Origin of the sequence: Niallia tiangongensis (assembly GCF_044704065.1) — a bacterium.
Lineage (GTDB): Bacteria > Bacillota > Bacilli > Bacillales > Cytobacillaceae > Niallia > Niallia tiangongensis.
The window spans coordinates 3,694,538-3,708,644 of the sequence record NZ_CP162613.1 but is presented as its reverse complement, the minus strand read 5'-3'; the positions used below and the strand labels follow the sequence as shown (position 1 = coordinate 3,708,644).

13 protein-coding genes are annotated in these 14,107 nt (G+C 35.7%); 9 read left to right on the top strand and 4 right to left on the bottom strand.

Features of this window, described 5'->3' with window-relative positions; genetic code table 11:
- Positions 1 to 51: 51 nt before the first annotated feature.
- A complete protein-coding gene (locus tag AB3U99_RS17765) occupies positions 52 to 1,413 on the bottom strand; it encodes a transposase (protein WP_400242778.1) in 1,362 nt (453 codons plus the stop codon).
- Positions 1,414 to 1,741: 328 nt separating this feature from the next.
- Between AB3U99_RS17765 and AB3U99_RS17760 the strand changes: the two genes are divergently transcribed.
- From AB3U99_RS17760 to AB3U99_RS17735, 6 genes are all read left to right on the top strand, one after another.
- Entirely contained in the window at positions 1,742 to 3,121 is a 1,380-nt protein-coding gene (locus AB3U99_RS17760; protein ID WP_400242910.1) for an isochorismate synthase MenF, read from the top strand.
- A 1-nt stretch (position 3,122) separates the two neighbouring features.
- Complete coding sequence (menD, locus tag AB3U99_RS17755; RefSeq protein WP_400242909.1) at positions 3,123 to 4,856, top strand: 2-succinyl-5-enolpyruvyl-6-hydroxy-3-cyclohexene-1-carboxylic-acid synthase; 1,734 nt, start codon at positions 3,123 to 3,125, stop codon at positions 4,854 to 4,856.
- A gap of 12 nt (positions 4,857 to 4,868) precedes the next feature.
- Positions 4,869 to 5,675, top strand: a complete 807-nt coding sequence (menH, locus tag AB3U99_RS17750; RefSeq protein ID WP_400242908.1) for a 2-succinyl-6-hydroxy-2,4-cyclohexadiene-1-carboxylate synthase — start codon at positions 4,869 to 4,871, stop codon at positions 5,673 to 5,675.
- A 36-nt stretch (positions 5,676 to 5,711) separates the two neighbouring features.
- Entirely contained in the window at positions 5,712 to 6,530 is an 819-nt protein-coding gene (gene menB, locus AB3U99_RS17745; RefSeq protein WP_400242906.1) for a 1,4-dihydroxy-2-naphthoyl-CoA synthase, read from the top strand.
- Between the two features lie 169 nt (positions 6,531 to 6,699).
- Complete coding sequence (locus AB3U99_RS17740; RefSeq protein WP_400242905.1) at positions 6,700 to 8,172, top strand: o-succinylbenzoate--CoA ligase; 1,473 nt, start codon at positions 6,700 to 6,702, stop codon at positions 8,170 to 8,172.
- Between the two features lie 21 nt (positions 8,173 to 8,193).
- Complete coding sequence (locus AB3U99_RS17735; RefSeq protein ID WP_400242903.1) at positions 8,194 to 9,405, top strand: NAD(P)/FAD-dependent oxidoreductase; 1,212 nt, start codon at positions 8,194 to 8,196, stop codon at positions 9,403 to 9,405.
- 53 nt (positions 9,406 to 9,458) lie between these two features.
- On the opposite strand, the gene AB3U99_RS17730 is transcribed toward AB3U99_RS17735, so the two are convergent.
- The gene (locus AB3U99_RS17730; RefSeq protein ID WP_400242901.1) at positions 9,459 to 9,623 is read right to left on the bottom strand and encodes a DUF1540 domain-containing protein; all 165 of its coding nucleotides are present in this window, start codon (positions 9,621 to 9,623) and stop codon (positions 9,459 to 9,461) included.
- A 334-nt stretch (positions 9,624 to 9,957) separates the two neighbouring features.
- Here AB3U99_RS17730 and AB3U99_RS17725 point away from each other — a divergent pair, with 334 nt between their 5' ends.
- Positions 9,958 to 10,515 carry a beta-class carbonic anhydrase gene (locus AB3U99_RS17725; RefSeq protein WP_400242899.1) on the top strand — a complete coding sequence of 186 codons (558 nt, stop codon included), beginning with the start codon at positions 9,958 to 9,960 and terminating at the stop codon, positions 10,513 to 10,515.
- On the opposite strand, the gene yidD is transcribed toward AB3U99_RS17725, so the two are convergent.
- A complete protein-coding gene (gene yidD / locus AB3U99_RS17720) occupies positions 10,512 to 10,769 on the bottom strand; it encodes a membrane protein insertion efficiency factor YidD (protein WP_400242897.1) in 258 nt (85 codons plus the stop codon). The two genes, AB3U99_RS17725 and yidD, sit on opposite strands and share 4 nt — an antisense overlap.
- 206 nt (positions 10,770 to 10,975) lie before the next feature.
- Between yidD and AB3U99_RS17715 the strand changes: the two genes are divergently transcribed.
- On the top strand, positions 10,976 to 11,449 hold the full coding sequence (locus AB3U99_RS17715; protein WP_400242895.1) for an S-ribosylhomocysteine lyase: 474 nt from the start codon (positions 10,976 to 10,978) through the stop codon (positions 11,447 to 11,449).
- Positions 11,450 to 11,499: 50 nt separating this feature from the next.
- Here AB3U99_RS17715 and cls read toward each other — a convergent pair whose 3' ends face one another.
- Positions 11,500 to 12,954 carry a cardiolipin synthase gene (gene cls / locus AB3U99_RS17710; RefSeq protein WP_400242893.1) on the bottom strand — a complete coding sequence of 485 codons (1,455 nt, stop codon included), beginning with the start codon at positions 12,952 to 12,954 and terminating at the stop codon, positions 11,500 to 11,502.
- 361 nt (positions 12,955 to 13,315) lie between these two features.
- Between cls and AB3U99_RS17705 the strand changes: the two genes are divergently transcribed.
- Positions 13,316 to 14,086, top strand: coding sequence for a TSUP family transporter (locus AB3U99_RS17705; RefSeq protein WP_400242891.1), 771 nt, complete (start codon positions 13,316 to 13,318; stop codon positions 14,084 to 14,086).
- Positions 14,087 to 14,107 lie beyond the last annotated feature (21 nt).

Here is a 14,107-nt window from a genome sequence, read left to right as displayed (position 1 = left end):
CGATATCAAACCTAAACGCAATGTATAGGGCACTTTATAAAAATAATTAACTCAACTTTCGCAGACCAAATTAGGCAGGTAAGCGCTGATGTAGCTCGGTAAACCTGCAATCCAATGTGATAGTTGATTTTTGAGTAATTGTTGTGTTTGTTTGTTCGTCTTCTTCAAGACATCTTGAAGAAGCTCGATTAATTGCTGTAATGCGACAGCCCAATCAAGTTCATTCACTTCGTCACACAGGTCGTAAAATAAACCACCTAATGTACGTTCATCTGTGTGGCAACGATTTTGCCACGAGAGAACAATGTATCTAGTAAAGACGATCGTTGTATGGCTGATGAGTAAGTCATACGAGCGTCCTTGAAACTCTTTTTGTAAACGAAGAAGTGACTTCGTCGTTTTAAAAAACACTTCAATATCCCAACGTATGCCGTAAATACGGACAATTTCTTGTTCAGATAGTGTGCAATCGGTGCTTAAAATGGCAAGCCACTCACTCTTCTTATTACGGTTTTGAACGAACACGACTTTAACGGGTACGCCATTTGCCATCGTCGTCGTGATTGAACGAAGTAGCCCTTTCTTTCCTTGAAGTGGCGTCGCAGATCGATAGAGTTGTTTTAAGGAAAGCATTTGTCCATTCACGTTGTAGCGTTGCTTGGCGTTCTTCACCATCCCAATCACATCAAGCCCTTGTTCAACGATAGCTTTAATAAGAGGTTGTTGAGTGAACCATGTGTCCATTAATACGTAAGACGCTTCAATTCCCTTGGATAACGCTCGTTCAATCATCGCCGGAATTTGGTCAGGTGCAGACTGTAACGCTTCTGTACGGCGTTTATAACCAGAACATCGCTTATCAACTTCTTCATTGATTCCGTTAATGGAAGATGTTTTTGAGCTTAGTAAAGAGAAGTCAATTGGCATGAAAGTATGCCCGTCTGACCAGCCTAATGTAAGCATTCGAAATCCTTTATAAAATCGCATTTTCAAAGAAGCATGATCAAAACAACGGGCAAGTAATTCAACATTTTTACTGCGATTACGATCAAACGTAGAGTCGTCAATAATGAGCACTTTTGGACGGTCCTTTGATGTAAGTACACTGACTTTTTGAATGGTAGCCGCACTAAAGTGTAAAAGAAATTTCCTCCAAGCAAACTTGGAGTGATTTAAAAATCGATAGACGGTATCTTTGCCTGGAAAACAATCATTCTTTTTGGATGTGACAAGGGCAAACCAATTTTTTTGATGGAAAATCAGACAAAAAACAAGCTGAAACAAATAGGCACATGAAAACCCAAAGCTTTTTCGAATACCTGCGCGACGCAGGTGTTTTGACACTTGCAATTCAGAGAATACAGCAGAAAGTTCATTTGGTAGTTGCTCACTCAAGTGTTTTTCCTTTATCATGGAGAAGGCACCTCTTCTTTGTGGTAATGGTTTCTAGTCAATTCCACTATACCAAAGAAGCAGGTGCTTTTTCTGTTTAAAAGCACTCGTCAAGTAACATAATTAATAGTTCTTAAAGCTTTGATAGACTTACTCAAATGTCAATTTTCAAGGTGCGAAAGTTGAGTAATTAAAATTTGGAAATTACATTAAGAATTCACTATGATTGACATAATATAAAGGACAGGTGTATCGTAAAATATGCTAAAATAATGAATGAGCGTATATCTTTGAACCAATATAATCAAGAAGATAATTCTTGATTTGTTTTAGGGGGATTCACAAAGGGATGAAGGATAGCAGAGGAACAATGGTACAAACAAAAATAAGGGATAGTGTTTCTCCTACAATATTAGTAAGTGAAGTAATAATGGTAGAAGAAAGAATAGAAATTGTTGACTTTTTTTCTAAATTCCATACTTATAAAGGAAAACGTTTTTTTTGGAAGGATCCTTCTGGGAAAAACATGCTTGTAGGAATTGGCATTTGTGAAAAGATTGAATGTTCTTCAGGGGAAAGCTCTTATTCTTATGTAGAGAAGAGATGGAAGAGACTTTTAGAAAATGCAATTGTGTATAATGAATTCAATCATATTGGAATCGGCCCAGTCCTTTTAGGGGGCTTTTCCTTTGATCCATTAAAAGAAAAAACAGAACTGTGGGATGGCTTCTCAGAAGCTCATTTTTATGTGCCACAGTTTATGTTAAGTGAAATTGATGGAAACCAATTTATTACAACTAATATATTGATTCAATCAGATAAAATGGAATATGCAAAAGAAGCATTAAAGAAACAATCTTTTGCTTTTCATAAAAGCATAAAAGAATCTACTTCCCACACTTTACCTTCGATTCAGAAAGTAATAGAAGCTGATCGTGAAAAATGGAAAGTCACAGTTGATAAAGTAATAAGCAAGTTAGACGATACTCTAAAAAAAGTAGTATTAGCTCGAGCTAGTAAAGTGAATTTTACAAAAGAATTAGTTACAGAGTCTGTACTAAAAAATTTAATACAACAGCAAAGCAACGGGTATATTTTTGCTTTGGAAGCTCATGATAAATGCTTTACGGGAGCATCGCCTGAAAGATTGGTTAAAAAAGAAGGAGATACCGTTTTTTCTACATGTCTTGCTGGTTCTATTTCTAGAGGAAATAATAAGGAAGAAGACAATGCCTTGGCTGAAGAGTTGCTTACTGATTCGAAAAATAGAGAAGAACATAATTATGTTGTTAAAATGATTAAGAATGCCATGCAGGAAGTTTGTACCAGTGTGGAAATGCCGGCAAATCCGCAAATCATGAAAATGAGAGATATTCAACATCTTTATACGCCCGTTAGTGGGAAAGTGAAGGAAACAGAATCATTAATTTCATTAATTCGATTATTGCATCCAACTCCAGCACTCGGTGGTTTTCCACGTGATGTAGCTTTAGAGGTTATTAGAGAGGTGGAGGGATTGGATAGAGGGCTTTATGGTGCTCCGATTGGCTGGCTTGATTATGAGGGAAATGGTGAATTTGCTGTTAGTATCCGTTCAGGATTATTACATGGAAACAGTGCTACAATCTTTGCTGGATGTGGTATAGTTGCTGACTCTGATCCTGAATTAGAGTATATCGAAACAGCTATCAAATTTAAGCCAATGCTTACAGCGTTAGGAGGAAAATAAAATGAATCATCAGCAACAGTTAACAGCCTATTTGCACGCGCTTATATCTGAATTAGTAAAGAATGGTGTAGAACATGCTGTAATTAGTCCTGGTTCTCGATCTACTCCAATCAGTTTATTGCTTGCTGAACAGGAAGATATAAATCTGCATGTTCATGTTGATGAACGCTCTGCTGCTTTTTTTGCTTTAGGAATTGCAAAAGCATCCAAAAAACCTACTGTATTAGTATGTACATCTGGAACAGCTGCGGCTAATTATTTTCCTGCTATCGTAGAGGCGAAAATTTCTCGTATTCCGTTAATAGTACTTACAGCAGATCGCCCACATGAGTTAAGAGATGTAGGTGCACCTCAAGCGATTGATCAGTTAGATCTTTATGGGAAACATGTAAAATGGTTTATAGAAATGTCCATACCTGATAATAGTCCAGGAATGATTCGGTATGCTAAAACAGTAGGAGCTAGAGCAGTCTCGATGGCAAAGCAGCAACCAAGTGGTCCAGTACATGTGAATATACCATTACGTGAGCCGTTAATCCCTGATTTAGATAATTTAGAACGCTATCGCTTAGCTGAAAAAGAAAAGTCATCTATTCGAATGGAAATAGGTGAGTTTAGAATTAGTGATTCTTATTTTCTGGATTTAGCAGCTAGTCTTGATGGGAAAGGGATTATAATATGTGGTGAGATAGATAAAGAAGATTTTTCAGCAAAAATAATACAATTGGCTGAAAAGACTGGTTTTCCAATTATTGCTGATCCGCTCTCACAACTGCGAAGCAATAGTGCAGGAATAAATATCATTGTCGACACTTACGATACCTTTTTAAGAAATGAAAAGGTAAAATCTCTATTAAAGCCAGACGTGATAATTCGTTTTGGAAGTATGCCTATCTCTAAACCTCTAACTATTTTCTTACGCGAAAATGAAGAAGCGAAACAGATAGTTGTAGATGGCGGGAGCGGCTATCGAGATCCTAATCAGCTGACAACCGATATGGTTTATTGTGAAGAAGGGTATTTTTGTGAAAAGCTGACATCCGCTATATCTCATTGCTCAATAAATCACTATTTAAATAAATGGGTAACTATTAATGAGCTTACAAAAAAGGAATTAATGCAAACGACGGGGATTCAAGAAATAAGCGAAGCAAAGCTTTTTCATCGCTTAGGTGAAATGATTCCGAATGATGCGGTGTTATTTGTCGGAAATAGTATGCCTATTCGGGATTTAGATACTTTTTTTCATAAACAACATAAAAAAGTTACTATTATCGCAAATAGAGGAGCTAATGGAATCGATGGGACAATTTCTACGGCCCTTGGAGTTGGGGTCATTAAACAACCACTATTTTTAATTGTTGGGGATTTAACATTTTTCCATGATTTAAATGGTTTAATGCTATCTCAATTGTATAAGCTGCCGATAACCGTGCTGTTAATAAACAATAATGGAGGCGGAATCTTTTCGTTTTTACCACAGGTAGATCTTCCAAGACACTTTGAGCTACTTTTTGGGACTCCTTTAGATATTGATTTTAAGCATGCGGTTGAAATGTATAAGGGGCAGTACCAACTTATTGAAAGCTGGCAAGCATTAGAGACACTATTTCAGCATAATAATTTCAAAGAAGGCCTGAGAGTTTGGGAACTGCGAACAAATCGCGAAAAAAATCTAGTAGAGCATCGACAAATGACTGATAAGATTCAAAAGGTATTAGATCAACTAGGCTAAAAGGTGAAGCATATGTTTATCCAAATAAAGAACATAAATTATCATATAACAATCGATGGAGAGGGAGAACCTCTTTTATTATTACATGGATTTACTGGGGAGAGCGGAACATGGCTCCCGTTTATTCCGTTATGGAAGAAAAGATACAAGGTAATAACAGTAGATATTATTGGTCACGGAAAAACCGATTCACCGGAAGAAATAGAACAGTATGCAATGAAGGAAAGTGTTGCACATTTAAAATCTGTGATTGATTATCTTCGTCTAGCTCCCGTTCATTTATTAGGCTATTCAATGGGTGGACGGTTGGCATTGGCGTATTGTATCGAATATCCCAAAACAGTAAATAAGCTTATTCTTGAAAGTTCATCTCCAGGCTTACAAACGGAAATGGAGAGAAAACAAAGACGAATACAGGATGAAAAACTAGGAGACTCTATCCTTGAACAGGGGATTATCCATTTTGTGAATAAATGGGAGAAGATTACTTTGTTTAAAAGTCAGGAGCGACTAGATTCAACTGTTAAGCAGGCCATAAGGAATCAACGGCTTGCTAATAATCCAATTGGATTAGCTAATAGTTTAAAAGGAATGGGGACAGGAGCACAAAGCTCTTATTGGTCCCGAATTTCTAAGCTTTCGATCGATACACTTTTAATAACAGGAGAACTCGATCGAAAGTTTGAACAAATTGCTGAAGAAATGGTCAAAAGCAATAAAAAAATGCGCCATTTGAATGTAAATAATGCAGGTCATGCTATTCATGTGGAGAAACCTGAAATTTTTGGTACAATAGTAATGGAGTTTTTAAGGAGCTGATATAAAGATTCAGCCCTGCGAAAAGGAGGAAAAATGATGACAGTAGAATGGGTAGCTGGCAGACAGTATGAAGAAATCATGTATGAAACATATAATGGAATTGCCAAAATTACAATCAATAGACCACATGTACATAATGCTTTCACGCCAAGAACGGTAAGTGAACTAATTGATGCGTTTGCAATCGCAAGAGATGACAGCAATGTAGGCGTAATTATTTTAACAGGTGCAGGTGATAAAGCATTCTGTTCTGGTGGAGACCAAAAGGTAAGAGGACATGGTGGATATGTTGGGGAAGATCAAATACCACGCTTAAACGTGCTTGATTTACAACGTTTAATTAGAGTCATTCCAAAGCCTGTAATTGCAATGGTAAAAGGCTATGCGATTGGTGGAGGTCATGTGCTTCATATTGTATGTGATTTAACGATTGCGGCGGATAATGCAATTTTTGGACAGACTGGTCCAAAGGTAGGAAGCTTTGATGCTGGTTATGGTTCTGGCTATTTAGCAAGAATTGTTGGTCATAAAAAGGCTAGAGAAATTTGGTTCTTATGTCGTCAATACAATGCACAAGAAGCATTAGATATGGGATTAGTAAATACAGTTGTACCGTTAGAAAAAGTAGAAGAAGAAACGATTCAATGGTGTGAAGAGATTTTAGAAAAGAGTCCAACTGCACTTCGTTTCTTAAAAGCTGCCTTTAACGCAGATACAGATGGTTTAGCTGGTATTCAGCAATTTGCTGGAGATGCAACCCTTCTATACTATACAACAGATGAAGCAAAAGAAGGACGAGACTCCTTCAAGGAAAAACGCAATCCTGATTTTGGACAGTTCCCACGTTTTCCTTAATGGGAAAGGGTGAGTTAATAACAGGCTATCAATTGGATGAAATAGTTATTAATTTACAATCTATTTAAAAAATAACAAAGGGTGACACTCGTTTTTAGCAAATGTGATTTTAGGGACATGCTAATGATAGTGTCACCTTTGTTGTATAGAAAAGAGGTTTAATAAGGTAATGACAGAAGTACTTCCTAATTTTATTAAAAATAGAGCGCTTTTAACCCCTGATAGAGAGGCGATTGTTTATAAAAAGGAAAGACTAACGTTTAAAGAATTATATGAAAAGGCATATTACCGTGCAGGGATACTGACAGCCTTTGGAATAAAAGACACGGACTATGTAGGTTTTCTAGTAAAAAGTGATTTAGAAACCGTACTTCACTTATTTGCTATGCAAATTATTGGGGCAAAGGCAGTTCTTCTTAATAATCGATTAACAGCAAAAGAAATGGCTTTTCAATTAACTGATGCTAATGCAACCTTTTTAATAACAGAAGAAGATTTTCAAGAGAATGCGCTTTTATTAAAAAAAGAGCTGGAAATCTCCGTTTTTTATAAAGAGGGAATAGAAGATAGTTCATACATAGAACCAATTGAAAAAGAGCAGCTTGCATTAGATGAAGCATGCACAATCATGTATACATCTGGAACAACTGGTCTTCCAAAAGGAGTGATACAATCATACGGAAATCATTGGTGGAGTGCGATGGGAAATACGCTGAATGCTGGTTTATATGAAAAGGAAACGTGGTTATGTGCCGTTCCTTTATTCCATATTAGCGGCTTTTCTATTTTAATGAGAAGTATTATTTATGGAATGAAAATAGTTTTGCATGATGGCTTTAATGAACACAAAATTCTGCATGATTTATGGGAAGAAAGAGTCACAATCATGTCTGTAGTAACGACAATGCTAGAGCGAATAGAACAAGCCGCTAACGAAAGGTTTCCAACTTATTTCCGCTATATGCTTTTAGGTGGAGGACCTGCTACAGTTGAGTTGATTACAAGATGTATTAATAAAGGAATACGCGTCTATTACTCCTATGGAATGACGGAAACTTCTTCCCAAATCGTTACTTTATCACCTGAGGATAGTATTAGAAAAATAGGCTCTGCCGGAAAAGCGCTGTTCCCTGCTCAATTAAGGATTGTAAACGACTTAGGTGAGGTGTTAGGACAAAATGAGGTAGGAGAAATAAAAGTATGTGGACCAAATGTATCACGAGGCTATTTAAATAAAGAAAATCATTTAAAAGACGGCTGGTTTTTTACAGGTGACATTGGGTATATAGATTCTGAAGGATTTCTCTATGTGTTAGATAGAAGATCTGACTTAATAATTTCAGGTGGAGAAAATGTGTATCCCGCAGAAGTAGAAGCGGTATTGACTGAAATGGAAGGAATAAGAGAGGCTGCAGTGATTGGCGTTCCCGAAGAGCAATGGGGACAGGTTCCTGTTGCTTTTGTTGTGGCGGATGGAAGGGTATGCTCCGAGAAATCGATAATGGAAAACTGCGAAAAGTCATTAGCAAAATATAAAATTCCGCAAAGAGTATTTTTTGTTTCAGAGGTTCCGCGAAATGCCTCCGGAAAGATTGTTCGAAGAGACTTAAGAAAATGGGTAGAGGAGCAAAAGAATCTTTAATTGGAAAATAGGAGGAAAGAAGTGTTGTTTGTGAGCTTATATCATGGAGCATTATATTGGCCGACAACTATAAGGGATAAACCCGTTTATCCTAAACTGAATAAAGATATGTTATGTGATATTCTTATTATTGGGGCAGGTATGTCAGGTGCTTTGTTAACATATAAGCTAGCTAAGGAACCACTGGAAGTTATTCTAGTGGAGAAAGATCGTGTGGGTGAGGGGAGTACTTCTGCTAACACAGGCTTATTACAATATTCTAATGATAAAATGCTACATTCCTTTGCTGAAAGCATAGGAGAGAAAGATGCTGTTCGGTTTTACCGTTTATGCTTGAAAGGGATGGAGGAACTGAAAGAAATAGCGTCAATTCTACAGGAGGATATTCAATTTGAAAATAGACAAAGCTTATATTATGCAAGTACAGAAGCTGATGTCCTGTCCATTAAAAAAGAATATGAAATGCTCAAGCAATACGATTTCCCCGTAGAATTTCTAGATGAGGAAATGATTTATAAATCATATGGATTTAAAAAGCATGCGGCCATTCGAACAAGTGGTGACGCAGAAGTAAATCCTCAGAAGCTAGTTGTATCCTTAATAAAAGAGGCATCGAAAGGTAGTAATGTTCGAGTGTTCGAAAATACAGAAGCCGAAAAACTGCATTATCAAGATGGCTACTGGCTGTACAAAAGTGAAGATGCATGTATTCGAGCGAAGCATGTTGTTTATGCAACAGGTTATGAGTTGGATAACTATACACGGAATATGGCAACGAAATTAAACAGAACCTATGTGACTGTTACGAATCCAATTTCCTCGTTTCAACAATGGAAGGATAGGAGTCTAATTTGGGAAACGAAACGTCCATATTTCTATATGAGAACGACCTTTGATGGAAGAATTGTGGCTGGTGGATTAGATGAAGAAACAATGGAAGCGCCGAAAGATCCGAGGATATTAGAAGCATATGGCAACAAATTATTGGCTCGCGTGAAGGAACATTTTCCACAAATCCAACTACAAGCTGATTATGTATATGGTGCTACATTTGGCGAATCAAAGGATGGAATTCCTTTTATTGGGGAAGTTCCTAAAAGTAAAAACCTCTATTATTGCTTAGGATTTGGAGGGAATGGTACAGTTTATAGTTCCTTTGGTTCTACAATAATAAAGGATTTAATTACAAAAGGGGAACACCCTGATGCAGATTTGGTGCGATTGGATAGATAAAAAGGAATCCCATAAGAAGCGATAAGACTTCTAGGGATTCTTTTTTTGTATATTTAACTTAAACTTGTTTCAGGCTCAAAAGTTTTACAGTCTGTTTCATAGCTTGTATCCGCATGTTTCCCAACATTACTTACTACATAAATTTGATCAGCACCACAATGATTTCCTTTTTCCCAAAAAGTACAGTTACTTACTTCACAAAGTACATCTTTTGCCATAGGGAATCACTCCTTATTTTTAAGTTTTTTTCACTTAGTTGTGTAAAAATTTTACTACTAAAGATAAGTTGTTCATTTTTTGTTTTAACAAGGATTTCATTCCTATCCATGAGACAGATAAAGGTCTCACTATATATTAGTATTAGAAGGTTGGAGGAAATACATACGTAGAACAATTTTTAAGACAAGCCGGTATTTAAAGGAATAGAGTTTTCAAATTTGTATATTATACAAATTTTCATTACTATTAATAGAGAGAATCTTTCTCCTATTTTGAAAAAGTAGATGTCTTTATATTTCAATAATGAAATATTATTTTTAAGGAGTGCTTAAAATGAGTTTATTAGAAAATATTTTAGTGTACAACGAGGAGTTTGTTAGGGAACAAAGATATGAAAAATTCATTACGGGCAAATTTCCTAATAAAAAAATGGTCATTCTAACTTGTATGGATACCAGACTTTTAGAGCTTTTACCACAAGCATTAAACCTTTCTAATGGGGATGTAAAAATAATAAAAAATGCAGGTGCTGTAGTTGTTCATCCATTTGGTAGTATCATGCGCAGTATTTTGATTGCGGTGTATGAGCTACAAGCAGATGAAGTAGTGGTGATTGGACATCATGATTGTGGAATGAGTGCTCTTCACTCGGACAGTATGATGGAGAAAATGAAAGAAAGAGGCATCTCTGATGAAACGTTCGCTACATTGCAGCATTCTGGAATAAACCTTGAAAAATGGTTATCAGGATTTGATTCTGTAGAGGATAGTGTTGCACATAGTGTAGATATGATAAAAAAACATCCATTATTACCAAATGGTGTTCCAGTACACGGATTAGTTATTGATCCGAAAACTGGAAAATTGGATTTAATTGTAGATGGTTATTAATTATTTTCTTTTGGTGGATGGTTATGCTTTTTGCACTTCCATTCATCTGGTACGGGATCTAACCCACCGGGATGAAAAGGATGGCATTTAAGAATTCGTTTGATTGTTAAGTAACCTCCTTTAAAAGCGCCAAACTTTTGAATAGCTTCTAAACCATAGGAAGAGCATGTTGGATAGAAACGGCAAGTTGGCGGCTTTAAAGGAGAAATTACTTTTCTATAAAAGCCGATAATAAATAAAAAAACATGTTTCATTAGCTTCTTTCCCTCTCCTTCTTTGCAAGTAGTATAACATGAGGTAGAACACGAATAAAGTATTCTCTTTTAGTAATTGATTCAACGGTTTAAGAATGGAATATAAGCACTAATTAATACTGGAAAAATATTATATATATTAAGTTGATGAAATTACTCGGGTTTTTAGGTATAATAGAGATACATGAATAAAAGGAGATGTTTATATGCCTTCAGTTGAAAGCTTTGAATTAGATCATACCGCAGTAAAAGCCCCATATGTAAGACATTGTGGCGTACACAAAGTAGGTAGTGATGGAGTAGTAAATAAATATGATATTCGCTTCTGTCAGCCAAATAAGCAAGCAATGAAGCCAGACGTTATTCATACTTTAGAGCATTTATTAGCATTTAATTTACGTGCCCATGTAGAAAAATATAATCATTTCGATATTATTGATATTTCTCCAATGGGTTGCCAAACTGGCTATTATCTAGTTGTAAGTGGGGAACCGACTGTGGATGAAATTATTGATTTATTAGAGGCAACAATGAAAACAGCAATAGAAATTACCGAAATTCCTGCAGCTAATGAGACACAATGTGGTCAAGCGAAACTTCATGATCTCGAAGGCGCTAAAAGACTGATGAATTTTTGGTTAAGCAAGGATAAAGAGGAATTAAAACAAGTATTTGCATAAGCAAAAAGAGAGGCATCTGCCTCTCTTTTTTATTAGATGAACGTAAGCCTCTATAAAAGAGGGCTAAGGAGTCGTGAAAAGGATTCTTTGAAACGAATCCATAATGATCTTTTTGAATATTGTTCTGCTGTTAAATGGGTGGATAGCTCCATGTCTTCTAGGAAGTCATCTGTTAGTTCATTAGCGATCTGTTCACTATAAATAAAAGCATTTACTTCAAAATTAAGCCTAAAGCTTCTCATATCAATATTGGCTGTTCCAACAGAAGCGATTTTTCGATCAACTAAAATCGTTTTAGCATGAATAAATCCATTTTCGTATATATAAATCTTCGCTCCAGCTTTTAACATTTCACCGATATAAGAATAGGTTGCCCAATAGACAAACATATGATCTGGTTTGTTCGGAATCATGATTTTTACATCAATTCCAGAAAGAGCAGCAATTCTTAACGTATCAAGTAAGCTCGCATCAGGAATAAAATAGGGAGTTTGAATATAAACACTTTCTTTAGCAGAAGTGATCATCTTAATATAGCCATTTTTTATTTGCTCCCATTCTGAATCAGGTCCGCTTGAGACAATTTGCATGCCGATGTTTCCGATAATCTCATCAATTTTTCCAGGAAAATATTCAGGAGAATAATTAATTGCATGTAAATGTGAGGCTTGATTCCAGTCAAGAATAAATCTTGTTTGAATAGCATATACCGCTGTACCTACTATACGTAAGTGCGTATCTCTCCAATAGCCAAATTTCGGATGAAGCCCTAAATATTCATCTCCAACATTAAATCCACCGATATAGCCAATTTTTCCATCGATAATTCCCAGCTTTCTGTGATTCCGATAATTTAAACGTAAATTGATTAAATGAAATTTGCTAGGGAAAAATACTTCGACCAATCCACCTGCTGCTCGCAGTTCTTTGAAAACCTTCTTACGCAATGTTCTGGAACCAAGCTCATCATATAATAGACGAACTTCTACTCCTTCTTGGGCCTTTTCAACGAGTAAGCTGATAAGGTCAGAGCCAATACCATCATTTTTAAGAATATAGTATTGTAAATGGATCGACTTTTTGGCATTTTTGATATCAGTAAATAATTGTTTGAATTTCTGGTTTCCATCTGTAAAGATTTCTAAAGCATTGTTTTCTGTAAGAACTGCATCGTTGTTAAATAAATTCATGTAAATTAAATCTTGATTTTTTCGAATAACTTCATTGGTTGTACGCAATTGGTTAGAGCTTATTTGTAACAGTTGGGAAGCTAAAATCGGCTCAATTCCGAGTTTTTTTCGCTCATCCCACTGAAATAACTTTCTGTTTCGTAAATTTTGGCCGAAAAGTAAATATAAAATAAATCCAAGGATAGGGATAAAGGTAAGTACCATCAGCCATGCCCATGTTGCAATCGGATCTTTTCTTTCAAAGAAGATAACAAGAAAAGCTAAAATAATGTTAAGTAAAATAATAACACTTAAGACAATTGAATAGATGTGCATCGAATTCTTTTCCTTTCCCGCTAAAAACAGCAGCTATATGCGATACATAAAAGACCTTCGTATTATCGGTGAGGCTAATATTCGTGAATGCTCCTAAAGAAATATCCTGTACTATTATAGGGTATAAGCATAAAACTTGGTACTATTTTGATTTCTTTTTAAAAGAAGAATTTTCCTTTTCCCTTTATTGTGATAAAGTAAGACTAGGAAAGCTTATTCAATTTATAATGTTTGTTTAACAAAGCTGTTTTCGAAATGGGTTATTGCTTGTACCTTCATGACCTACTATGCTGTGGTATGAATTAGTTTATAGGTTAATCTTTACCTAATTGAAAATAGCCGTTAAGGTAAGGAGTTTTTTATGGAAGAATTACATCTTGGAATGCTGCTTTTTTTAATTGGCGCAGGATTTATTGCTGCATTTATTGATTCGGTTGTTGGTGGCGGCGGACTAATATCATTACCTGCTCTATTATTTACCGGATTGCCCCCACAAATTGCGTTAGGAACAAATAAGCTAGCATCGACAATGGGATCATTAACTAGTTCGATTTCTTTTATAAGGCATGGAAAAACGGATAAGAAATTGCTATTAAAACTCTTGCCTCTTTCCATTATTGGTTCCGCAATCGGAGTTTATGTAGTACAAAAAATACCATCAGAATCGCTTAAGCCATTAATCCTTGTTGTTTTAATCGTCGTAACTATTTATACGCTTACGAAAAAAGAATGGGGGATAAATTCTACGTATAATGGAATGACAAAAAAGAAGCTTTTGTTTGCTCTTTTAATTGTACCATTAATAGGATTCTATGATGGTTTTTTAGGGGGAGGGACTGGTTCGTTCTTTTTATTTTCTTTTCTTTTAATGGGTTTTGATTTTGTGGAATCGGCTGGCAATGCCAAGGTTCTTAATTTCGGAAGTAATCTGACGGCACTTATTGTTTTTTTATGTTATGATTCTGTGTACTATTTATATGGTTTAGTGATGGGAATTGCTATGATTTTAGGGGCATACATTGGTTCTCGAGTTGCTATTGCAAAAGGGTCCAATTATGTAAAAGTATTATTTGTACTTGTTTCTGCCACGTTGATTGGAAAAAATATTTATGATTATATAACAAATCGATAAATAAAAAGGCTGTTTGATAAA

What these genes read in the sequence shown, in the direction of transcription:
- menH (WP_400242908.1), top strand. Translation starts at nt 4,869, where the DNA reads ATGTTTATCCAAATAAAGAACATAAATTATCATATAACAATCGATGGA.
- AB3U99_RS17715 (WP_400242895.1), top strand. Translation starts at nt 10,976, where the DNA reads ATGCCTTCAGTTGAAAGCTTTGAATTAGATCATACCGCAGTAAAAGCC.
- yidD (WP_400242897.1), bottom strand. Translation starts at nt 10,769, where the DNA reads ATGAAACATGTTTTTTTATTTATTATCGGCTTTTATAGAAAAGTAATT.
- menB (WP_400242906.1), top strand. Translation starts at nt 5,712, where the DNA reads ATGACAGTAGAATGGGTAGCTGGCAGACAGTATGAAGAAATCATGTAT.
- AB3U99_RS17730 (WP_400242901.1), bottom strand. Translation starts at nt 9,623, where the DNA reads ATGGCAAAAGATGTACTTTGTGAAGTAAGTAACTGTACTTTTTGGGAA.
- menD (WP_400242909.1), top strand. Translation starts at nt 3,123, where the DNA reads ATGAATCATCAGCAACAGTTAACAGCCTATTTGCACGCGCTTATATCT.
- AB3U99_RS17765 (WP_400242778.1), bottom strand. Translation starts at nt 1,413, where the DNA reads ATGATAAAGGAAAAACACTTGAGTGAGCAACTACCAAATGAACTTTCT.
- AB3U99_RS17705 (WP_400242891.1), top strand. Translation starts at nt 13,316, where the DNA reads ATGGAAGAATTACATCTTGGAATGCTGCTTTTTTTAATTGGCGCAGGA.
- AB3U99_RS17760 (WP_400242910.1), top strand. Translation starts at nt 1,742, where the DNA reads ATGAAGGATAGCAGAGGAACAATGGTACAAACAAAAATAAGGGATAGT.
- AB3U99_RS17725 (WP_400242899.1), top strand. Translation starts at nt 9,958, where the DNA reads ATGAGTTTATTAGAAAATATTTTAGTGTACAACGAGGAGTTTGTTAGG.
- AB3U99_RS17740 (WP_400242905.1), top strand. Translation starts at nt 6,700, where the DNA reads ATGACAGAAGTACTTCCTAATTTTATTAAAAATAGAGCGCTTTTAACC.
- cls (WP_400242893.1), bottom strand. Translation starts at nt 12,954, where the DNA reads ATGCACATCTATTCAATTGTCTTAAGTGTTATTATTTTACTTAACATT.